The organism is Rhodococcus sp. NPDC058532, assembly GCF_042719255.1.
Lineage (GTDB): Bacteria > Actinomycetota > Actinomycetes > Mycobacteriales > Mycobacteriaceae > Rhodococcus_G.
This window is the reverse complement of sequence record NZ_JBHXNU010000004.1, coordinates 261,848-279,887: the sequence shown is the minus strand read 5'-3', so window position 1 is coordinate 279,887 and position 18,040 is coordinate 261,848. Positions and strand designations below refer to the sequence as shown.

The window sequence follows — 18,040 nt, the reverse complement described above, 5'->3', positions numbered from 1 at the left end:
ATCCCACATTCGGTCAGAGGGCGGGTGTGCGAGGCGAGGCGAGCTGGGGTGGGCGGGTCAGCAGGAGGGCGCGTCGCCGCCCGCGTTCAGCGAGTCCAGCGCGTCGACCGCGCCGGTGAGGTCGTCGACCCGCACCAGCCGCAGCCCGTCCGGTGTCCGCTGGGCGGCCTCGTCACAGTTCTTCGACGGCACCAGGAACGTCGTCGCCCCGGCCTCCCGCGCCGCGATCAGCTTGTACTGGATACCGCCGATCGGCCCGACGTCGCCGTCCGAGTCGATGGTCCCGGTTCCGGCGACGAAACCACCGCCGTTGAGTTCGCCAGGGGACAGCTTGTCGATCACCGCGAGGGTGAACATCAGGCCTGCCGACGGACCACCGACCTCGGCGAGGTTGAAGTCGACGGTGAACGGCACCTCGGGGATCTCGGTGGGGGTGACGCCCAGGTAGCCCACCTCGGTATGCCCGGGCCGGGCACCGAGCGTGACCGGCACCGTCACCGGCCCACCGTCGCGGTCGACGACGATCGGCGCGACGGTGCCCGGGGCGAGGTCGGCGACGGCACGCTGGACGTCCCCGACCGTCTGCACCGGCACCCCGTCGACACTCACGATGCGGTCGCCGACCCGGAGCAGATCGTGGGACGGTCCGTCGTCCGCGACATCCGAGATTTCCAATGCCACCGGCAGGTCAAGGAAGTGCAGCGCGGCGAGTTCCGCGGACTCCTCGGACTGCGCGAAGTCGGCGGCGTTCTCCTGCTGCACCTCGTCGCGACTGCGGTCGGCCGGGTACACCTCCTCGCGGGGCACGAGGCCGTGCCTGCCGCTGAGCCAGAACCCGAACGCGTCGAAAATGGTCAGTCCGTCGCGGACCGACACGGTGGTCATGTTCAGGTTGCCGGAGGTCGGGTCCAGCTCGGTGCCCTCGATGTCGATCACCGGCTTGCCCTCGACCTCGCCGAGGGTGTTGAAGGTCGGACCCGGCCCCAGCGCGACGAACGGCACCTGAACGACCGTCCCGAGCCCGAGTAGCGCCGCGACCGGCACCAGCGCCGCGACCAGGGTCAGCATCCGTCGATTCACCCGGCCCAGCGTAGAGGTCGACGACCGGTGTGACCGCCATCAGGGCGTGTTCGCGCTCGGCGTGATTTCCGCGGCACCCCCCGCCATCGATGCCTTGTACCGTTGACGTATGAGCAATCCGCCGTTTGGCTTCTCCAACTCCGACGACGACCCCGACCGCGACAAGAATTCCGGTGGCGGTCCGACCGGGCCCGGCGGGATGCCGTTCGGCTTCAACACCGGGGGATTCAACCCGGACGGTGCCAACGCGGCGGGCGGGTTCGATCCGGCCGCGCTCGGGCAGATGCTGACCCAGTTCGGGCAAATGCTCAGTGGGATGGGCAGCGCGATGGGCACCGGCGGCCAGTCCGGACCGGTGAACTACGAGGTCGCGAAGAAGCTGGCGATGCAGCAGATCGGTTCGGTCACCCCGGTCACGGCGGGCGCGGCGTCCGCGGTCACCGACGCCGCGCACCTCGCCGAGGTCTGGCTCGACGGTGCGACGACGCTGCCCGCTGGCGCGACCCGGACGGTGGCGTGGACCCCGGTCGAGTGGCTCGAGAACACCCTCGACACCTGGAAGCGGCTGTGCGATCCGGTCGCGGAGCAGGTGTCGGGCATGTGGGTGTCCGGGCTGCCGGAGGAGGCGCGGCAGATGGCCGGGCCGATGCTCGGCATGATCGGTCAGATGGGCGGGCTGGCGTTCGGTTCGCAGCTCGGGCAGGCGCTCGGGCAGTTGGCCTCCGAGGTGTTGACGTCGACCGATGTGGGGCTTCCGCTCGGCCCGACCGGTGTCGCGGCCCTGATGCCTGCCGCGGTGGAGAAGTTCAGTGAGGGTCTTGAGCAGCCCGACCGCGAGGTTCTGGTGTTCCTCGCGGCGCGGGAGGCAGCGCATCAGCGACTGTTCGTGCACGTGCCGTGGCTGCGGCAGCGACTGCTCGCGACGGTCGAGGAGTATGCGCGGGGCATCAAGATGGACTTCTCGGCGATCGAGGAGGCCGCGCAGGGCCTGGACCCGAGCGCGCTGACCGACCCGTCGAAGCTGGAGGAACTGCTCGCGCAGGGCAGCTTCGAGCCGCAGACGACCCCGGAGCAGAAGCAGGCCCTTGAGCGATTGGAGACGCTCCTCGCCCTGATCGAGGGTTGGGTGGAGGTCGTCGTGGCGCAGGCGCTCGGTGACCGGCTGCCCGGCGTCGCGGCGCTGAGTGAGACGCTGCGCCGCCGCCGCGCGACCGGCGGCCCTGCGGAGCAGACCTTCGCCACCCTGGTCGGGCTCGAATTGCGTCCCCGTAAGGTCCGTGAGGCCGCGCAGCTGTGGCGTCTGATCGGTGACGCCGCTGGCGCGGACGGCCGGGACGGGGTGTGGGCCCACCCCGACCTGCTTCCCGATTCGAGTGACCTGGACAACCCGGCCGGGTTCGTCGACCGGGTCGTCGGCGGCGGCACCAGCACATTCGACGATCCGATCGCGCAGCTTGAGGCGCTGCAGGCCCGTGAGCGTGAGGAGCGGGGCGACACCGATTCCCCCGACTCCCCGAACACCTAGCGCGCGGAGCCGGATTCCCAGGTCAGCGCCGCGCCGGCCTGTGGATAACCCCGTCCACTGGGCGGCAGGCAAGGGGTGGGTGCTGGCACGCTGACCGCATGTCGCCCGTTGCCACCCGCCCGCTGACCGGCCCCCGACTCGACCCGTGGACCCCGGTCCTGATCCGCCCCAGCGGAACGCTGCAGGTCGGGTGGAACCCGGAGACGGCGCTGCTGGTGCGGCCCCCCACCGGGGTCACGGCCGAGACGGTCGCGTCCCTGCTGCGCCTGCTCGACGGCAGCCGCAGCCACACCGAGATCGCCTGGCAGGCGAACCGGGCCGGTATCGACAGCGCCGACATCGGCCGGATCCTCACCGAATTGACCGGCGTGGGCGCGCTGCTCCCGCAGCGCCGGGAACCGACGGTGCGCGAGGTGCACCTGCACGGCCGCGGACCGCTGGCCGACGGCATCGCCGCGGCCCTGTCCGATGGCCGGATCAGGGTGGGCCGGTCGGTCCCGGACCGCGCGGGCCCCGAGTTGCCTGCGGGGCGGGCCGACTGCGTGGTGCTCACCGACGAACTGGTGACGGAACCGAGCACCGTCGCGGCGCTGATGTCCGCGGGGACGGCGCACCTGCCGGTCCGTCTCCGGGACGGGCGCGGCGTCGTCGGGCCGCTGGTACTGCCGGGACGGACCAGCTGCCTGCGCTGCGCCGACCTGCACCGCACCGGCGTCGACCCCGAGTGGCCGCACCTGGCGGCGCAGCTGCTGGGGCGGGTCGGGGCAGCAGCTCCGGCGACGGTGCTCGCGACGGTGGCCCTCGCCGTCAGCGAGGTGACGACCCTGGTTGATGGCGATCCGGCCCGACCGCCCGCCAGCCTGGACACCACCCTCGAGTTCGACCTCCGGTCGCCGACGTTGGTCCGGCGACGGTGGCGAGCACACCCGGACTGCGGTTGCCGAGCGGCGGACTAGGGCATGATTGGTGGGTGCCCGACATTCCCCGCCGCAGCTCAGCCCGCACCGCCAAACTGGCGAGCATCCCGTTGGGAATCGCGGGCCGCGCCGCCGTCGGATTCGGCCGCAAACTCGCCGGTGGGGACCGGGAGGAGATCGACGCGAAACTGACCCAGCAGGCCGCGGAGCAGCTGTTCAGCGTGCTCGGCGAACTCAAGGGCGGCGCAATGAAGCTCGGTCAGGCGCTGAGCGTGATGGAGGCGGCCGTCCCCGAGGAATTCGCCGAACCGTATCGGGACGCGTTGACGAAGCTGCAGGCCGAGGCGCCGCCACTGCCCGCGAAGAAGGTGCACCGGGTCCTCGACACCCAGCTGGGCACCCGGTGGCGGGAACGGTTCACCAGCTTCGACGACGCCCCGACCGCGTCGGCAAGCATCGGTCAGGTGCATCGCGCGGTGTGGTCAGACGGCCGGGACGTCGCGGTGAAGGTCCAGTACCCGGGCGCCGACGAGGCGCTGCGCGCCGACCTGAAGACGCTGTCCCGGATGGCGGGAATGTTCGCGGCGGTGATGCCGGGGGCGGACATCAAGCCGGTGCTCGACGAGCTGAGCGCCCGGACCGAGGACGAGCTGGACTACCGGATCGAGGCGAACAACCAGCGGGCGTTCGCCGCCGAGTTCGACGCGGACCCGCAGTTCGCGATCCCGAAGGTGGTGGCCAGCTCGCCGAAGGTCGTGATCACCGAGTGGATGGACGCGACACCGCTGTCGGCGATCATCGGCAGCGGCACCCTCGAGCAGCGCAACACGGCTGGCGCGCGGCTCGCCGAGTTCCACTTCGCGTCGCCTGCCCGGGTTGGGCTGCTGCACGGCGATCCGCATCCGGGCAATTTCATGCTGTGCGATGACGGCCGACTCGGCATCCTCGACTACGGCGCCTGCGCGGCGATGCCCGGCGGGCTGCCGCCGGTGCTGGGGCGGATGGTGCGGCTGGCGCTCGAGGAACGATTCGACGAGCTGACGGAGTTGTTGCGCGCCAACGGGTTCGTGCTCCCCGGCCGGACCGTCACCGAGGCCGAGATCGCGAACTACCTGCGACCGTTCACCGATCCGATCCACACCGAGTCGTTCCACTTCACCCGGGCCTGGCTGCAGCGCGCCGCGGGCACCGCGACCGACTTTTCGTCGGAACATTTCCGGACCGCACGGGCACTGAACCTGCCGCCCGAGTACGCGATGATCTTCCGGGTGCTGCTCGGCTCGGTGGGGATCTGCGCGCAACTCGACGCGGAGGCCCCATACATGGGGATCCTCACGCGGTGGCTGCCCGGCTTCACCGAGGACGTGCGGCGAGCTGAGTAGGGACCCGATTTCCGATCAGGGCACCCGGGCCTCGGACCGCATTCGATCTACCGCTGGCGCGACCCATTTCCGCAGATATGTCCGGAGATCGGCGCCGCTGCGAGGCGGTCGGCCGGGGTCGATGACGAACGACTGCACGATGCGGAGCATGTGCTCGACCAACTCGTCGAGCTGCGCGCCGGCCAGTCCTGCCTGCGTCCAGTCGACGGCGAACCGTTCGAGGATCGACCGGCCGAACGCGAGCGCGGCGTCTGAGGTGACGCCGGCCGAGAAGGCGCTGGCCCGGCCGGGCGCGAGCACCATGTTCAGGTACGTTTCCTCGGGTATCTGCTCGAGGGTGTAGGCGATGCCCTCGACGACGGCTTCGGCGGGGTCGCCGATACCGCCAAGGTGCGCGGCGAGCAGGTCGAGAAACGGTCCGGCCTGAGCGATCACGGTCGCGCCGAGCAGCGCCTCCGTGGTCGGGAAGTACCGGTAGACGGTCTGCCTCGTGACACCGAGATCCCGCGCAACCTCCGTGATGCTGACGTCGCCACCCGATCGGTCCAGGGCGCGACGGGCCGCCGCGAGGATTCGGGCAACGGCCTCGTCGTCGTCGGCCGGTGTTGCCCCCGACCAACCGTGAGTGCGCATCGGCCCGTCTCCCGTCCCGCCCAGCCAGTGTCGGTCGAACCCTACCCGCGCGCGACCCACCGACACGGACCCGGCAACGCGACTCGGATTCCCGGAAAACACAGACCGTACAGACTGGCTTCGTTGTATGGTCTCGGTCACAGCGGCCCACCCGGGCGCGGGAAGGGACACCAGACGATGACCACACCACCCGATACCCGTCGGTCCGACCCGACGGACGACCTCACCCGGCGCGCGCTGCGGCATGTCATGGCAGGCACGACCGACATGGCGGAGACACCGCTGCGCGTGCCCTTGCACTACTACCGGGACCCGAAGCTCACCGAGGTCGAGGAGGCGCAGATCCTGCGCCGCACTCCCCTCGCGATCGTCCCCACCGCCCAGATCGGAGGACCGGACGACTACGTCGTCCGCAGCGTTCTCGGCGACTCCCTGCTCGTCACCCGGGACGGATCCGGCACCGCACACGTCTTCCTCAACTACTGCCGACACCGCGGCGCCATGCCCGCCTGCGGTTCCGGCAATGCGACCCGGTTCACCTGCCCCTATCACGCCTGGACCTACAAGAACACCGGGAAACTGGTCGGCGTGCCCGGCAAGGAGGGCTTCACCGGCATGGAGCGGTCGGAGTACGGACTGGTGGAACTCCCCAGCCAGGAGAAGTACGGATTCGTCTGGGCGGTGCTGACCGCAGGCGAATCCATCGACGTGGACACACATCTCGGCCCGATGGGCCCGGAACTGGCGCGGTTCGACTACCACTCCTACGGCTACCACGACGAGCGCGAGTTCGAGTCGGACGTGAGCTGGAAGGGCGCCCTCGAGGCGTTCGCGGAGAGCTACCATTTTCCCTTCGTCCACTCCGAGAGCGTGATCGGCCAGAACACCGTGGCCAACACCTCGATTCACGACGCGTTCGGCAGGCATCACCGAATGGGCTTCCCGTTCAACTGGATCGCCGACCTGGACACCAACCCGCAGGGATCGTGGGACCCGTCGGCGAACATGGGCGTGATCTACTGGATCTACCCCAACCTCATCCTGGCGAACAGCCCGGTCGGCGTCGAGATCCTCGACATGCTCCCCGCAGGCGCCCCGACGCGGTGCACTCTTCGCCACAGCTGGATGGCCCGCATTCCCGCGACCACGGACGACCAACGCGACCTGTACGACACCGTCTTCGCACAGGTGCACGGCGCGGTCCGCGACGAGGACTTCGCGATGTTGCCGCAGTGCGGGGAGGGTGTGCGGCGCGGCCAGCACGACCACATGATCATCGGCCGCAACGAGATCGGCGTCCAACACATGATCAAGACGTTCGCCGCCGAACTCGGCGTGGCACTTGGTTGAGGTCGACGCCCCGCGACCCACGAAGGAGGAGGCACCAGTGAACGTATCGTCCGCACGCGCCACCCCACCACGACCCCGGCAACTCGACTCCCCCGTCCTGCCCCGGATCTTCAAGCACGTCGGCCGGTGCCAGGTGTGGCTCTACCGCCGGACAGGAGGGCGCATCGGGGGACGATGGCGTATCGGCGCCGGATTCCGCAAGCCGGTTCCGACCCTCCTGCTCGAGCACCGGGGCCGCACGTCCGGCGCCCGGTACACGACACCGTTGCTGTACATCGAGGACGGACCGGACGTCGTCGTTGTCGCGTCGCAGGGCGGGCTGCCGAAGCATCCGCAGTGGTACCGCAACCTGTGCGCGAACCCGGACGCACGCGTCCAGATCGGCAGGCAGCATCGCGACGTCATTGCGGCCACGGCCGACACCGGGCAGCGTGCCCGGCTGTGGCCACAGCTCGTCGACGCCTATGCCGACTTCGACACCTACCAGTCGTGGACCGAACGGGAGATCCCGGTCGTCGTTCTTCGGCCCCGCTCCCCCGGATGACCGCGTGGGCTGCTGCCTAGACTGGGCGATCGTGCGGATTGCGACGTTCAACATCAACGGTATTCGGGCCGCCCAGCGCCGCGGATTCGAGCAGTGGCTGCACGAGCGGGAGCCCGACGTGCTCGCGTTGCAGGAGATGCGATCGCGGGCGGCGACGATCCCGCCCGGCGTGTTCGGCGGATATCACCTGTCCTACGACGAGGGCACGCTGGCCGGGCGGAACGGCGTCGCGATCCTGACCAGGCGTGCCCCCGCCGCGGTCCGGACATGGAGCGGCACCGCGCTGGTGCGGGCGCCGGGTGAGGTGCACACCGACCCCGTCGATCTCGACCCGGTCCCCCTCGCCAGGGGTCTGCGCGAGTTCGCCGACCAGGGCCGCTACATCGAGGTGGACCTCGCCGACGCCCCGATCACCGTCGCGTCCCTGTACCTCCCGAAGGGCGGCCTGCCCGCGCACCTGCAGAAGCCGGGGCGCATGCGCGAGCAACCCGACGGGGGCGCCCGATACGACCGGAAGATGCGGTTCCTCGACGCGTTCGCCCGGCAGCTGACGCGCTCCCGCCGGGACGCGGGGGCCCGCGGCCGGGAACTGCTGCTGCTGGGCGATCTGAACATCGCGCACACCCGGCGCGACGTGCGGAACTGGCGGACCAGCAGCCGGTCCGAGGGGTTCCTCCCCGAGGAACGCGACTGGTTCTCGTCGATCCTGTCGCCGCGCACCCTGGTGGACGTCGTGCGCGGCCTGCACCCCGACGTCGACGGACCGTACTCGTGGTGGTCGTGGCTGGGGCAGTCGTTCGACCGGGACACCGGATGGCGGATCGACTACCACCTGGCGACCCCGCGACTCGCCGCGGCGGCGGTGGCCGCAGGCACCGACCGCGAGGCGGCAGCGGAGCTGCGGATGAGCGATCACGCCCCCGTCGTCGTCGACTACGACCGGAGCCGCCTGCCCCTCGCCCCCTGACCGAGTGAACGGAAGCGTTCAGTCGATCTGATCGACTGAACGGTCCGTTCACTCGGAGTCAGGCGCAAACGGCGATCTTCCGGGGCCGCCCGCGCGGCCGTTTGCGGGCGATCACCACACCGTGGTCGAGGATCTCCCCGCCCCACACCCCCCAGGGTTCCGCGCGGTCGAGGGCGGCGCTCAGGCATCGGGCCCGGATCGGGCATTCGGCGCACAGGGACTTGGCCTGTTCCAATTCGGCGGGGGTCTCCCCGAACCACAGGTCGGGGTTCGCGGCACGGCACGGTAATTCGGTTGCACGGCTGGGCAATTCGCGCAGCACCGGCCCGGCGGTGGTGGGTTCGATGTTGGTGCGGACTGTCGCGGTGGACACGTCGTGCTCCTTACGGACTGGTCGATGGGTTCGGGATGCGAGCCTGCGACCTGTCCTGGAGCGTCCGCCCCGGAGGGAGATACTCGAAAACACGAAAGGCCACGGTCCGCTGGGCGTCCGTGGCCGGTGAGGAGAGTGCTACCGAGGGCGAGCTCGGAGAGCGATCCGGGGCACGGACGACAGGGCTGCTGCATGTGCGCGACGGCGAAGGACACGCTTCGGCGCCTCCGCCCACATGGCGGCGGGCAGGTGAGCGGCGCCGCCGATTGATGCCGACGGCAGGGGACGCTGGGCGACCACCGCGCAGTGCTGCACGCTGCTGATCCGATCGATCATGGTTCCGATCACCTCCCTTGCTCTTCGAGACGACAACGTCGTCCGTGCGGTCCCGCCGATGCCGGGCATCGGGGGCTGGCCGTGACGGCAGGCCGAAGCCCGCGACGTCGGAATCCAGGGTAAGCGGTCCCGACGGAACCACACAACCCATTTTTGACCTGCGGTTACATGCCTTCGATGAGGGACTGCTGCGCGACGGACCGCGGGTTCTCCCCCCGCACCACCGCAAGGACGTCCGCACCAAACCGTTCGAGCTTCTTCGCGCCGATCCCCGGAATCGTGACGAGCGCGCGGTCGTCGACGGGCTGCTGCTCGGCGATCGCGGTCAACGTGGTGTCGCTGAACACCACGTAGGCGGGCACCTTCAACTCCTTCGCCTTCTCCAGCCGCCACGTCTTAAGCGAGTCGAACAGGGCCGCGTCGAGGTTCGACGGGCAGGTCTCGCACCGTCCGAGCATCGTCGCCGCGGTGCCGAGGAGCTGCTTGCCGCACACCCGGCAGCGGGGGCGCTTCTTCTGCGCTGCCGGCGCCGCGATCCGCGACGCCGGTGAGTCGTCGGGGATCAGTCCGAGCAGGAAGCGGGACCGCCGTCGGGATCGGCGACCGCCCTCGGCGCGCGCCAGCGCCCACGAGAGCTGGAGGTGTTCGCGAGCCCGGGTGACGCCGACGTACAGCAGCCGGCGTTCCTCCTCCACCGCCGCCTCGTCCGGCGGCGTGGTCTTGTCCCCCAGCGCGTGTTGGATCGGGAGGGTTCCGTCGGCGAGGCCGACCAGGAACACCGCGTCCCACTCGAGCCCCTTCGCGGCGTGCAGTGACGCCAAGGTCACCCCCTGCACGGTCGGAGGGTGCCGGGCCTCGGCACGCGCCGCCAGGTCGCGGAGCAGCCCGGCCAGATCCAGGTCCGGCTGGTGGGCCAGCAGTTCCTCGGTCAGCGCGACGAGGGCGGTCAGCGACGCCCACTTCTCACGGGCCTGCGCGCCCGCGGGCTCGGTGTCCGTCAGGCCCATCGGCACCAGCACCGCACGCACGAGGGTCACCAGCACGTCGCCGCGGTCCGCGCCCTCGGGCAGATCCTCCCGCGCCGCGGCCTGCCGCAGCGCGTTCACCGCCTGCCGCACCTCCGGGCGGGTGAAGAAGCCCTCCCCGCCGCGCACCTGGAACGGGATCCCCAGTTCCGTCAGCGCCTGCTCGTGCACCTCCGACTGCGCGTTGATCCGGTACAGCACCGCGATCTCCGCCGCAGGCACGCCCGACTCGATCAGCTTCTTGATCGACGCGGCGACCGCCGCCGCCTCGGCCGGTTCGTCGTCGAACTCGACGAACGTCGGGTCCGGTCCGCTCGGGCGCTGACCGATCAGTTGCAGGCGGGTGCCCGCGATCCGGCCGCGGGCCGCGCCGATCACCCGGTTCGCGAGGGACACCACCTCGGGGGTGGACCGGTAGTCGCGCTCGAGCCGGACGACGGTCGCCTCCGGGAAGCGGCGGGAGAAGTCGAGCAGGTGCCGCGGCGACGCACCCGTGAACGAATAGATCGTCTGATTCGCGTCACCGACGACGGTGAGGTCATCCCGCTCGCCGAGCCACGCGTCGAGGACCCGCTGCTGCAGCGGTGTCACGTCCTGGTACTCGTCGACGACGAAGCAGCGGTACCGGTCCCGGAACTCCTCCGCGACGGCGGCATGATCCTCAAGCGCGGCGGCGGTGTGCAGCAGCAGGTCGTCGAAGTCGAGCAACATCGTCTCGCCGCGCAGCTTGAGCGACTCGTAGGACGCGTACACCTGCGCGACCTTCGCCGCGTCGGCGGGCGGTTCGCGGCGCGTCCGGGCCGCGGCCGCCGGGTAGTCCTCCGGGGCCACCAACGACGCCTTCGACCATTCGATCTCCCCCGCCAGGTCCCGCACGCTCTCGGTGGTGGTGGGCAGTCCCGCACGGTTCGCGGCCTGCGCGACAACCGCAAACTTCCGGTCCAGCAGTTCCCACTGGGCGTCGCCGACCACCTGCGGCCAGAAATACCGCAGCTGCCGCAGCGCCGCCGCATGGAAGGTGCGGGCCTGCACCTGACTCGCGCCGTCCCCGATGCCGAGGCCCCGCAGCCGCTCCCGCATCTCGCCCGCCGCGCGGGCGGTGAACGTCACCGCCAGCACCTGCCCGGCCGCGACGTGGCCGTCCGCAACGAGTCGAGCGATCCGATGCGTGATGGTGCGGGTCTTGCCCGTCCCGGCACCGGCGAGCACGCAGACCGGTCCCCGCGGTGCAAGCACGGCCGCCGACTGCTGCGGGTCCAGACCCTCGACGGTGCCACCGGGTTCCCGAACGCTCGCAGACATGCCACCCATCATGGCAGGACCAACCGACAGACCCGATCCGCCTGCGGCAACCGTGCGCGATTTTCACCCCCATTGGGGTAAGGATCACTCACGGCGGCGGAGCCGCACGGAACAATCCGGCGCGACCGTGGTGTTATATGCCGCGTGACCGCAACCGAGACCGCCCCCGCCCTGACCATGTACTCCACCACCTGGTGCGGGTACTGCCGCCGCCTGAAGAAGCAGCTGGACGAGAACGGCATCAGCTACGTCGAGGTCGACATCGAGCACGATCCCGCCTCCGCCGAGTTCGTGGGAAGCGTCAACGGCGGCAACCACGTCGTCCCGACGGTGAAGTTCGCGGACGGCACGACGGCCACCAACCCCACCCTGGCCGACGTGAAGAAGATCCTCGGCGTCTGAGCGGACGCCCGCACCACCGTCGACAACGGATGGCCGCCTCGATCGGAGGCGGCCATCGGCATTCACAGAGACCGGATGCCAGCGAGTTGGCCACGCCGGCGGTGCCGGCTATTTGGCCACGCCAGCGGTGCTGGCTATTTGGCCACGCCGGCGGTGCCGGCTATTTGGCCACGCCAGCGGTGCCGGCTATTTTGCCCACGCCTCGATCATCCCGCGGGCGATGGACACCGAGCCGGGAACGAGCAACCGCGCCTCCTCCGGCGACGACCAGTCTCCGAGGGCGAGGGCGTCACGGACCTCGTCCCGCGAGAACCAGTGCGCCTCCGCGATCTCCCCGTCGGTGAAGGCCAGCGGGGCTTCCGGGTCAGCGATGGCGGAGAAGCCGATCATCACCGATCGGGGGAACGGCCACGGTTGACTTCCGAGGTAGTGGATGTCCCGGACCGCGAGGCCGACCTCCTCCTCGATTTCCCGCGCGACGCACGCCTCAAGGGACTCCCCGGCCTCAACGAACCCGGCGAGCACCGAGAACCGGCGATCCGGCCACATTCCGTTGCGCGCCAACAGGACTCGGTCTGCGCCGTCGTGCACCAGGCAGATCACCGCTGGATCGGTGCGGGGAAACTCCTCGTGTCCGGTGCTGCTGCTGTGCCGGGACCACCCCGACATCGTCGGTTCCGTCGGGGACCCATCGATCGCACTGAATCCGGCGCCGTCATGCCAGTTCAGGATCGCGACCGCGGTGGTCAGCAGTCCGGCACTCGCGTCGTCGAGCCGATGACCGATCATCCGGAGGTCGGCGAGCTGACCGGTCATCGCGGGGACCCGCACCGCCCACAGGTGCTTGCCCTCCCGACGTCCGAGGAACACCGCGCCGGGGACCGGCTCCGCGCCGAGCGCCGCCGCCGGTTCGAGCACCAGGTCCGCACCGTCGACGCGAGCCTGTCCGCGATGGGTGATCCGCAGCAGCAACGCGTCCGCCCACCCGGCCCGCAACGCGTCGACATCGGAACGCAGTTCCTCCGCTCGATCGAGCGCCGAACGCGACAACAACGGGACCTCGGTCATCTCGAAATCAGCCACGTACTCACCCTAGGGCGCGGCCTCCGCGGCACCCCGCCCAGACCCGGGCCCGCCGGTCAGTTGCCGACGCGGCGAATGTAGAGCAGCCGGTCGTCCGCCTCGACGGCGTCGACCTCCGGCGCACCGACCCGGACCAGTCGCCCGTCGCGCACCACGGCAAGAACAATGTCGGACAGGTGCCGCGGCGAACCACCGACCTCGTCGTGCTCGACCTCGCGTTCGGCGATCGCGAAGCCGGCCTCCGGGGTGAGGAGGTCCTCGATCATCTCCACGACGGTCGGGGTGGTGCGCGCGATACCGAGCAGGCGTCCCGCCGTTTCCGACGACACCACCACCGAATCCGCACCCGACTGCCGCAGCAGGTGCGCGTTGTCGGTCTCCCGGATCGCGGCGACGATCTTCGCCTTCGGACCCACCTCGCGGGCCGTGAGCGTCACCAGCACCGCGGTATCGTCCCGGTTGGCCGCGACGATCACCGACGCGGCGTTCTGCACGCCCGCCAACCGCAGCACATCCGACTTGGTTGCCGACCCGAGCACCGTCACCAAACCGAGCCCGGCCGCCGAGTCCAGCACCGTCTGATCGGTGTCGACGACCACGATGTCGGACGGCTTGATCCCGTCACCGAGCATCGCGTCGACCGCGGTCCGCCCCTTGGTCCCGTAGCCGACGACGACGGTGTGATTGCGCATGGTGTTCCTCCAACGCTGAATCTTGTATGCCTGCCGGGACCGTTCGGTCAACGCCGCCAGGGTGGTGCTGATCAGGATGATCAGGAAGAGCACCCGCAGCGGGGTGATGACCAGCACGTTGATCAACCGTGCACTCGGGCTCAGCGGGGTGATGTCCCCGTACCCGGTTGTCGACAGGGACACCGTCGCGTAGTACAGGCAATCCAGGAACGACAGCTCGTTCTCCTGCGCGTCCCGATAGCCGTCCCGATCCAGATAGATGACGATCACCGCGAGAAACAGGACCGTGACCGCCATCATCACCCGGCGGAAGATCAGCCGGAACGGGCTGCGCACCGCCTCCGGGATCCGCAACACGCCAACGAGCGCGTAGTCCGGCTGCGCGATCAGGCTCTCCTGATCGCGTAACCGTTGGCGCAACTTACCGGCCATGTGCGGGACTCCAGTTCGCAGACATCGGCACGGAGCCTAGCCAACGACGCACCCGGCGCGCGCGGGACCACACGGCGCGCACCGAAGAACCGCGGCACACCTGGCGCGGCCCGCCGCGGCACACCTGGCGCGGCCCGCCGCGGTCGTGCACCCTGATGGCATGACCCCCTCCCCCGCCGCCACCCTCTCGGCGCTGCTGATCGGTTCGGGCACCCTGCACTTCGTGTCCCCGGCAGCGTTCGACTCGATCGTTCCGCGCGCGCTTCCCGGGCGGGCACGCACGTACACCCAGGTGTCGGGCGCGGCGGAACTCGCGATCGGTGCCGCACTCGCGGTCCCCCGCACCCGTCGCCTCGGCGGCACCCTCGCCGCCGCACTCTTCGTCGCGGTCTTCCCCGCCAACGTGAACATGGCGGTCGACTGGATGCGCCGCGACTCGGTGTCGGCGCCGCTGAAGGCGCTCGCCCTGGCGCGGCTTCCGCTGCAGTTCCCGCTCGTCGCCACGGCGTTGAAGGTTCGCCGACAGTCGGGCCGACCGGTCACGTAGCCCGACCCGCCCTGCCACCGTCGGCGCCGGTCCCCCAGCCGCCCGCTCGGTCACTCCGCGGCCCTCGCCGACTCGCCCGGTCCGTCCGCTCCTGCCGTCTCGATCAGGTGGGCCAACTCGCCTGCGTCGGGAAGGTCGTCGGGCGAGATTGTCCGGCCGGTCCGCACGTAGTGGAACGCGGCCCGCACCCGCGCCGGGTCGACGGGATCCCCGCCGTTGGCCCGTGCCGGCGCCGACATCAGCTCCGCCCAGGCGAGTCGGTACGCGGCCAACTGCATCGCGAGGGCGTGCTCGTTCGTGGCGCTCGGTTCGGCGCCGGTCTTCCAGTCGATCACGGTCCAGCCGCCGTCGGGATCGGCGAACACCGCGTCGATCCGGCCGCGCACCACGGTTCCCGCGATGGACGTCTCGAACGGCACCTCCACCTCGACCGGGCTGCGGTTCGCCCACGCCGACCGCAGGAACGCGTCCTGCAACGCCGCCAGCTCCCCGTCCGTTGCGCCGTCGGTGTCTGCCGACCCGGGCAACTCGTCCATGTCCAGCAGGCGGGTTGCCCCGAATCGCCGCTCGATCCAGGCGTGGAAAGCGGTTCCCCTGCGCGCCAGTGGATTCGGCGGGAACGGCAGCGGGCGACGCAGCCGCGCGGCCAGTGTGTCGGGCGCCGCCGCCAGGTCGACCAGCTGGCTCACCGACATCTGCGTTGGCAGCGACACCTGCGCGCGCGACGCGGCACGGGCGGCCCGCTCGGCGAGCAGGGCGTCCACATCCGCGGCCCACCCCTCGGGATCCGGATCGTCGCCCTCCCCTCCCGCCGCGGGTGACGGGTCCGGATCGGTCAACGCCGCCAGCACCAGAGCAGCTCCCCGCTCGACCGTGATCCTCCTGTCCCCCAACGGGTCCCGTGGCCACTCCGCGGTCACCGGATCCGCCGTCAGCGGGTTCTCGTCCTCCGGGCCGGGGTCCGGCGCCCACTGCTCGACGACCCCGATCGGGCGATCCTCCCCCGCCGCCGCGTCGACGACGGCGCGCATCTCGGTCAGGAAGTCCGACGGCCCCTTCGGGGTGCCGCCGGACTCGGCCCAGTGGTGCCCCGAGAGGTACAGCGCCCGCTCGGTGCGGGTCAACGCCACGTAGAAGAGCCTGCGATCCTCCTCCAGCTTGCGCCGCGCGAGGGCCTCCTTGTTGGCGAGCAGCACCTCCTCGAGGTCCTTGCGGTCGTGCACGTCCTCGAGGTCGGGGACCGGAACCCCGTCGGACCCGTCGCCGCCCTGTGCGCGGTCACCGCGCAACGTTGGCGGCAACTCCGCGACGGAGCCGAGCCAGGTGCCGGTGCCGGTCCCGGAGGGGAACACCCCGGCCACGATGTGCGGCACCGCGACGACCTGCCATTCGAGGCCCTTCGCGGAGTGCACGGTCAGCACCTGGACCCGGTCGGGCGCGACCTCCACCTCGCCGGGCGCCAGCCCGTTCTCGACGGTCTCGGCCGCGGTCAGGAACGCGAGCAGCCCGGTCAACGTCGCGGCCGGGTTGCGCGCGTACCCCGCGACGGCATCGGCGAACGCGTCGAGGTGTTCGCGGCCCGCGCCGCCGGGCCGCACCCACGGCAGCCGGGCCTGTGCCTCGATCCCGATGCCGAGGACCCGCTCGACCTCGGCGACCAGTTCCGTGAGCGGCTGCCCGATCCGTTCCCGCAGGGACGTCAGCTCCGCGGCGAGCGCGTCGATGCGGGCGTACCCGAGCGCCGAATACCGGGACGGCGCACCCGGATCGGCGATCGCGTCGGCGAGACCGGCCTGCTCCGCGTACTCACCGGGCAGCGCCGCATCCAGGGCCAGGTCCAGACTGTCGGGGTCGGTGACGGCGCCGCCCGCGTTGCGGGCCGCCCCGACGGCGAGCTCGCGTGCCCGCCGCCACAGCGCGGCGAGGTCGGCGACCCCGAGGCGCCACCGGGCCCCGGTGAGCACCCGGACCGTGGCACTGCCCGCGAGCGGATCCGCGACCAGGCGCAGCATCGCGATCACGTCCGCGACCTCGGGCACGTGCAGCAGCCCGCCGAGCCCGACCACCTCGACCGGCAAACCCCGGCGGCGCAGTGCGGTGGCGATCGGCGCCGCGTCGGCGTTGCGGCGGATCAGGACCGCCGCCGTCGGTGGGGCCTCGTCACGCTCACGTGCGGACGCGTACTCCGCGGCGATCCGTTCCGCGATCCAGTCCCGCTCCCGCTCGACGTCGGCGAGCAGGGCGAGGCGGATGTCACCGGGCGCGACCTCCGGTTTCGGCCGCAGTTCGGGGACCGGTACGCCCCGTTCCCGGAGGCTTGCCGATGCGGCGTTCGCGAGTTCGAGCGCCTCCGCCGGGTTGCGCCAGCTGGTGAGCAGTTCGAGCCGCGGCGCGGGACGCCCGTCGGGCAGCGGAAAGTCGGTCGCGAAGCGGGGCAGGTTCGCCGCGGACGCGCCGCGCCACCCGTAGATCGATTGCATCGGATCCCCGACCGCGGTCAACGCGAGGGATCCGTCCTCGCCGCCACCGAACAGGGACGCCAACAGCACCCGCTGCGCGTGCCCGGTGTCCTGGTACTCGTCGAGCAGCACCACCCGGAAGCGTTCCCGCTCGGACCGCCCGACCTCGGGGTGTTCGGCGGCGACGCGGGCGGCGAGGGACATCTGGCTGCCGAAGTCGAGGGCTCCGTCGCGGCGCAGCGCCTCGGCCACCCGCTGGACGAGCGGCAGCAGCGCGACCCGTTCGTGCTGGGTGTCGAGCAGGTCGAGCAGCTCCTTTTTCGGCCCACGGCGCTGCCGCGGTCCGGCGGGCAGGGTGTGGATCAGCTTGTCGAGTTCGGTGTGCGCCTCGCGCAGGTCCTCGGGCTCGACGAGGTGCTCGGCGAGCTGCCCGGACAGCGCGAGCACCGCCTCGGTCAGCGAGGTCGGGCTGCGGTCGGTGTCGAGGTCGCCGTCGTATGCGCTGACGACCCGGTACGCGAGCTGCCACAGCGCGGTCTCCGACAGCAGTTCGGCGGACGGCTCCATCGGCAGCAGCAGCCCGTGCTCGGTGAGCAGTCTGCCCGCGTACGAGTGGTAGGTGCTGACCTCCGGTTCCCCGGTGAGGATCCGTCCCCGCAGGTCCTCGCCGAGCCCGAGCCTGCGGGTGACCCGCGGGTCCGCCAGCCGAGCGAGGCGCTGTCGGATCCGGGACGTCAACTGCTGCGCCGCTTTTCGGGTGAACGTCAGACCGAGCACCTGCTCGGGGTCGACCAGGCCGTTCGCGACCAGCCACACCACCCGCGCGGCCATCGTCTCGGTCTTGCCCGCGCCCGCGCCCGCGACGACGAGAGTGGGGCCGAGCGGCGCGGCGATCACCGCCGCCTGTTCGGGTGTCGGCGGGAACTGGCCAAGCGCCGCCGCCACCTCGGCCGGCGTGATCCGGGCTGTCGCCATCCCGCTGCTCCCGGCT

Annotated in this window: 15 protein-coding genes; 8 read left to right on the top strand and 7 right to left on the bottom strand. The window is 71.0% G+C overall.

Annotated features, from left to right (window positions below; genetic code table 11):
* Positions 1-57: 57 nt before the first annotated feature.
* Entirely contained in the window at positions 58-1,080 is a 1,023-nt protein-coding gene (locus ACFWQG_RS07660) for a PDZ domain-containing protein (protein WP_378506991.1), read from the bottom strand.
* Positions 1,081-1,189: 109 nt separating this feature from the next.
* Between ACFWQG_RS07660 and ACFWQG_RS07655 the strand changes: the two genes are divergently transcribed.
* From ACFWQG_RS07655 to ACFWQG_RS07645, 3 genes are all read left to right on the top strand, one after another.
* Positions 1,190-2,605 (top strand): zinc-dependent metalloprotease, encoded by a 1,416-nt coding sequence (locus ACFWQG_RS07655; RefSeq protein ID WP_378506990.1) that lies wholly within the window; start codon positions 1,190-1,192, stop codon positions 2,603-2,605.
* A gap of 98 nt (positions 2,606-2,703) precedes the next feature.
* Positions 2,704-3,561, top strand: a complete 858-nt coding sequence (locus ACFWQG_RS07650; RefSeq protein ID WP_378506989.1) for a hypothetical protein — start codon at positions 2,704-2,706, stop codon at positions 3,559-3,561.
* 14 nt (positions 3,562-3,575) lie between these two features.
* Complete coding sequence (locus tag ACFWQG_RS07645; protein WP_378506988.1) at positions 3,576-4,904, top strand: ABC1 kinase family protein; 1,329 nt, start codon at positions 3,576-3,578, stop codon at positions 4,902-4,904.
* Positions 4,905-4,919: 15 nt separating this feature from the next.
* On the opposite strand, the gene ACFWQG_RS07640 is transcribed toward ACFWQG_RS07645, so the two are convergent.
* On the bottom strand, positions 4,920-5,537 hold the full coding sequence (locus ACFWQG_RS07640; RefSeq protein ID WP_378506987.1) for a TetR/AcrR family transcriptional regulator: 618 nt from the start codon (positions 5,535-5,537) through the stop codon (positions 4,920-4,922).
* A gap of 177 nt (positions 5,538-5,714) precedes the next feature.
* Here ACFWQG_RS07640 and ACFWQG_RS07635 point away from each other — a divergent pair, with 177 nt between their 5' ends.
* From ACFWQG_RS07635 to ACFWQG_RS07625, 3 genes are read left to right on the top strand one after another with little or no spacing between them, the layout of a single operon-like run.
* The gene (locus ACFWQG_RS07635; protein WP_378506986.1) at positions 5,715-6,887 is read left to right on the top strand and encodes an aromatic ring-hydroxylating dioxygenase subunit alpha; all 1,173 of its coding nucleotides are present in this window, start codon (positions 5,715-5,717) and stop codon (positions 6,885-6,887) included.
* A gap of 37 nt (positions 6,888-6,924) precedes the next feature.
* Positions 6,925-7,431 carry a nitroreductase family deazaflavin-dependent oxidoreductase gene (locus tag ACFWQG_RS07630; protein WP_378506985.1) on the top strand — a complete coding sequence of 169 codons (507 nt, stop codon included), beginning with the start codon at positions 6,925-6,927 and terminating at the stop codon, positions 7,429-7,431.
* 31 nt (positions 7,432-7,462) lie between these two features.
* Positions 7,463-8,398, top strand: coding sequence for an exodeoxyribonuclease III (locus tag ACFWQG_RS07625; protein WP_378506984.1), 936 nt, complete (start codon positions 7,463-7,465; stop codon positions 8,396-8,398).
* A gap of 58 nt (positions 8,399-8,456) precedes the next feature.
* Here ACFWQG_RS07625 and ACFWQG_RS07620 read toward each other — a convergent pair whose 3' ends face one another.
* Together ACFWQG_RS07620 and ACFWQG_RS07615 are read right to left on the bottom strand one after the other, a co-directional pair.
* Positions 8,457-8,744 (bottom strand): WhiB family transcriptional regulator, encoded by a 288-nt coding sequence (locus ACFWQG_RS07620; RefSeq protein ID WP_378507052.1) that lies wholly within the window; start codon positions 8,742-8,744, stop codon positions 8,457-8,459.
* A 527-nt stretch (positions 8,745-9,271) separates the two neighbouring features.
* Entirely contained in the window at positions 9,272-11,446 is a 2,175-nt protein-coding gene (locus ACFWQG_RS07615) for an ATP-dependent DNA helicase UvrD2 (protein WP_378506983.1), read from the bottom strand.
* Between the two features lie 132 nt (positions 11,447-11,578).
* On the opposite strand from ACFWQG_RS07615, the gene ACFWQG_RS07610 reads away from it, so the two are divergent.
* Positions 11,579-11,836, top strand: a complete 258-nt coding sequence (locus ACFWQG_RS07610; protein ID WP_378506982.1) for a mycoredoxin — start codon at positions 11,579-11,581, stop codon at positions 11,834-11,836.
* Positions 11,837-12,022: 186 nt separating this feature from the next.
* On the opposite strand, the gene nudC is transcribed toward ACFWQG_RS07610, so the two are convergent.
* Complete coding sequence (nudC, locus tag ACFWQG_RS07605) at positions 12,023-12,904, bottom strand: NAD(+) diphosphatase (protein WP_378507051.1); 882 nt, start codon at positions 12,902-12,904, stop codon at positions 12,023-12,025.
* Positions 12,905-12,975: 71 nt separating this feature from the next.
* Positions 12,976-14,043, bottom strand: coding sequence for a potassium channel family protein (locus ACFWQG_RS07600; protein ID WP_378506981.1), 1,068 nt, complete (start codon positions 14,041-14,043; stop codon positions 12,976-12,978).
* Between the two features lie 160 nt (positions 14,044-14,203).
* On the opposite strand from ACFWQG_RS07600, the gene ACFWQG_RS07595 reads away from it, so the two are divergent.
* Complete coding sequence (locus ACFWQG_RS07595; protein WP_378506980.1) at positions 14,204-14,590, top strand: hypothetical protein; 387 nt, start codon at positions 14,204-14,206, stop codon at positions 14,588-14,590.
* Positions 14,591-14,640: 50 nt separating this feature from the next.
* Here ACFWQG_RS07595 and ACFWQG_RS07590 read toward each other — a convergent pair whose 3' ends face one another.
* The gene (locus ACFWQG_RS07590; RefSeq protein WP_378507050.1) at positions 14,641-18,024 is read right to left on the bottom strand and encodes an ATP-dependent helicase; all 3,384 of its coding nucleotides are present in this window, start codon (positions 18,022-18,024) and stop codon (positions 14,641-14,643) included.
* Between the last annotated feature and the right edge of the window lie 16 nt (positions 18,025-18,040).

Coding starts and splice junctions, on each gene's coding strand:
- ACFWQG_RS07655 (WP_378506990.1), top strand. CDS start 1,190: ATGAGCAATCCGCCGTTTGGCTTCTCCAACTCCGACGACGACCCCGAC.
- ACFWQG_RS07650 (WP_378506989.1), top strand. CDS start 2,704: ATGTCGCCCGTTGCCACCCGCCCGCTGACCGGCCCCCGACTCGACCCG.
- ACFWQG_RS07640 (WP_378506987.1), bottom strand. CDS start 5,537: ATGCGCACTCACGGTTGGTCGGGGGCAACACCGGCCGACGACGACGAG.
- ACFWQG_RS07635 (WP_378506986.1), top strand. CDS start 5,715: ATGACCACACCACCCGATACCCGTCGGTCCGACCCGACGGACGACCTC.
- ACFWQG_RS07615 (WP_378506983.1), bottom strand. CDS start 11,446: ATGATGGGTGGCATGTCTGCGAGCGTTCGGGAACCCGGTGGCACCGTC.
- nudC (WP_378507051.1), bottom strand. CDS start 12,904: ATGACCGAGGTCCCGTTGTTGTCGCGTTCGGCGCTCGATCGAGCGGAG.
- ACFWQG_RS07600 (WP_378506981.1), bottom strand. CDS start 14,043: ATGGCCGGTAAGTTGCGCCAACGGTTACGCGATCAGGAGAGCCTGATC.
- ACFWQG_RS07595 (WP_378506980.1), top strand. CDS start 14,204: ATGACCCCCTCCCCCGCCGCCACCCTCTCGGCGCTGCTGATCGGTTCG.
- ACFWQG_RS07590 (WP_378507050.1), bottom strand. CDS start 18,024: ATGGCGACAGCCCGGATCACGCCGGCCGAGGTGGCGGCGGCGCTTGGC.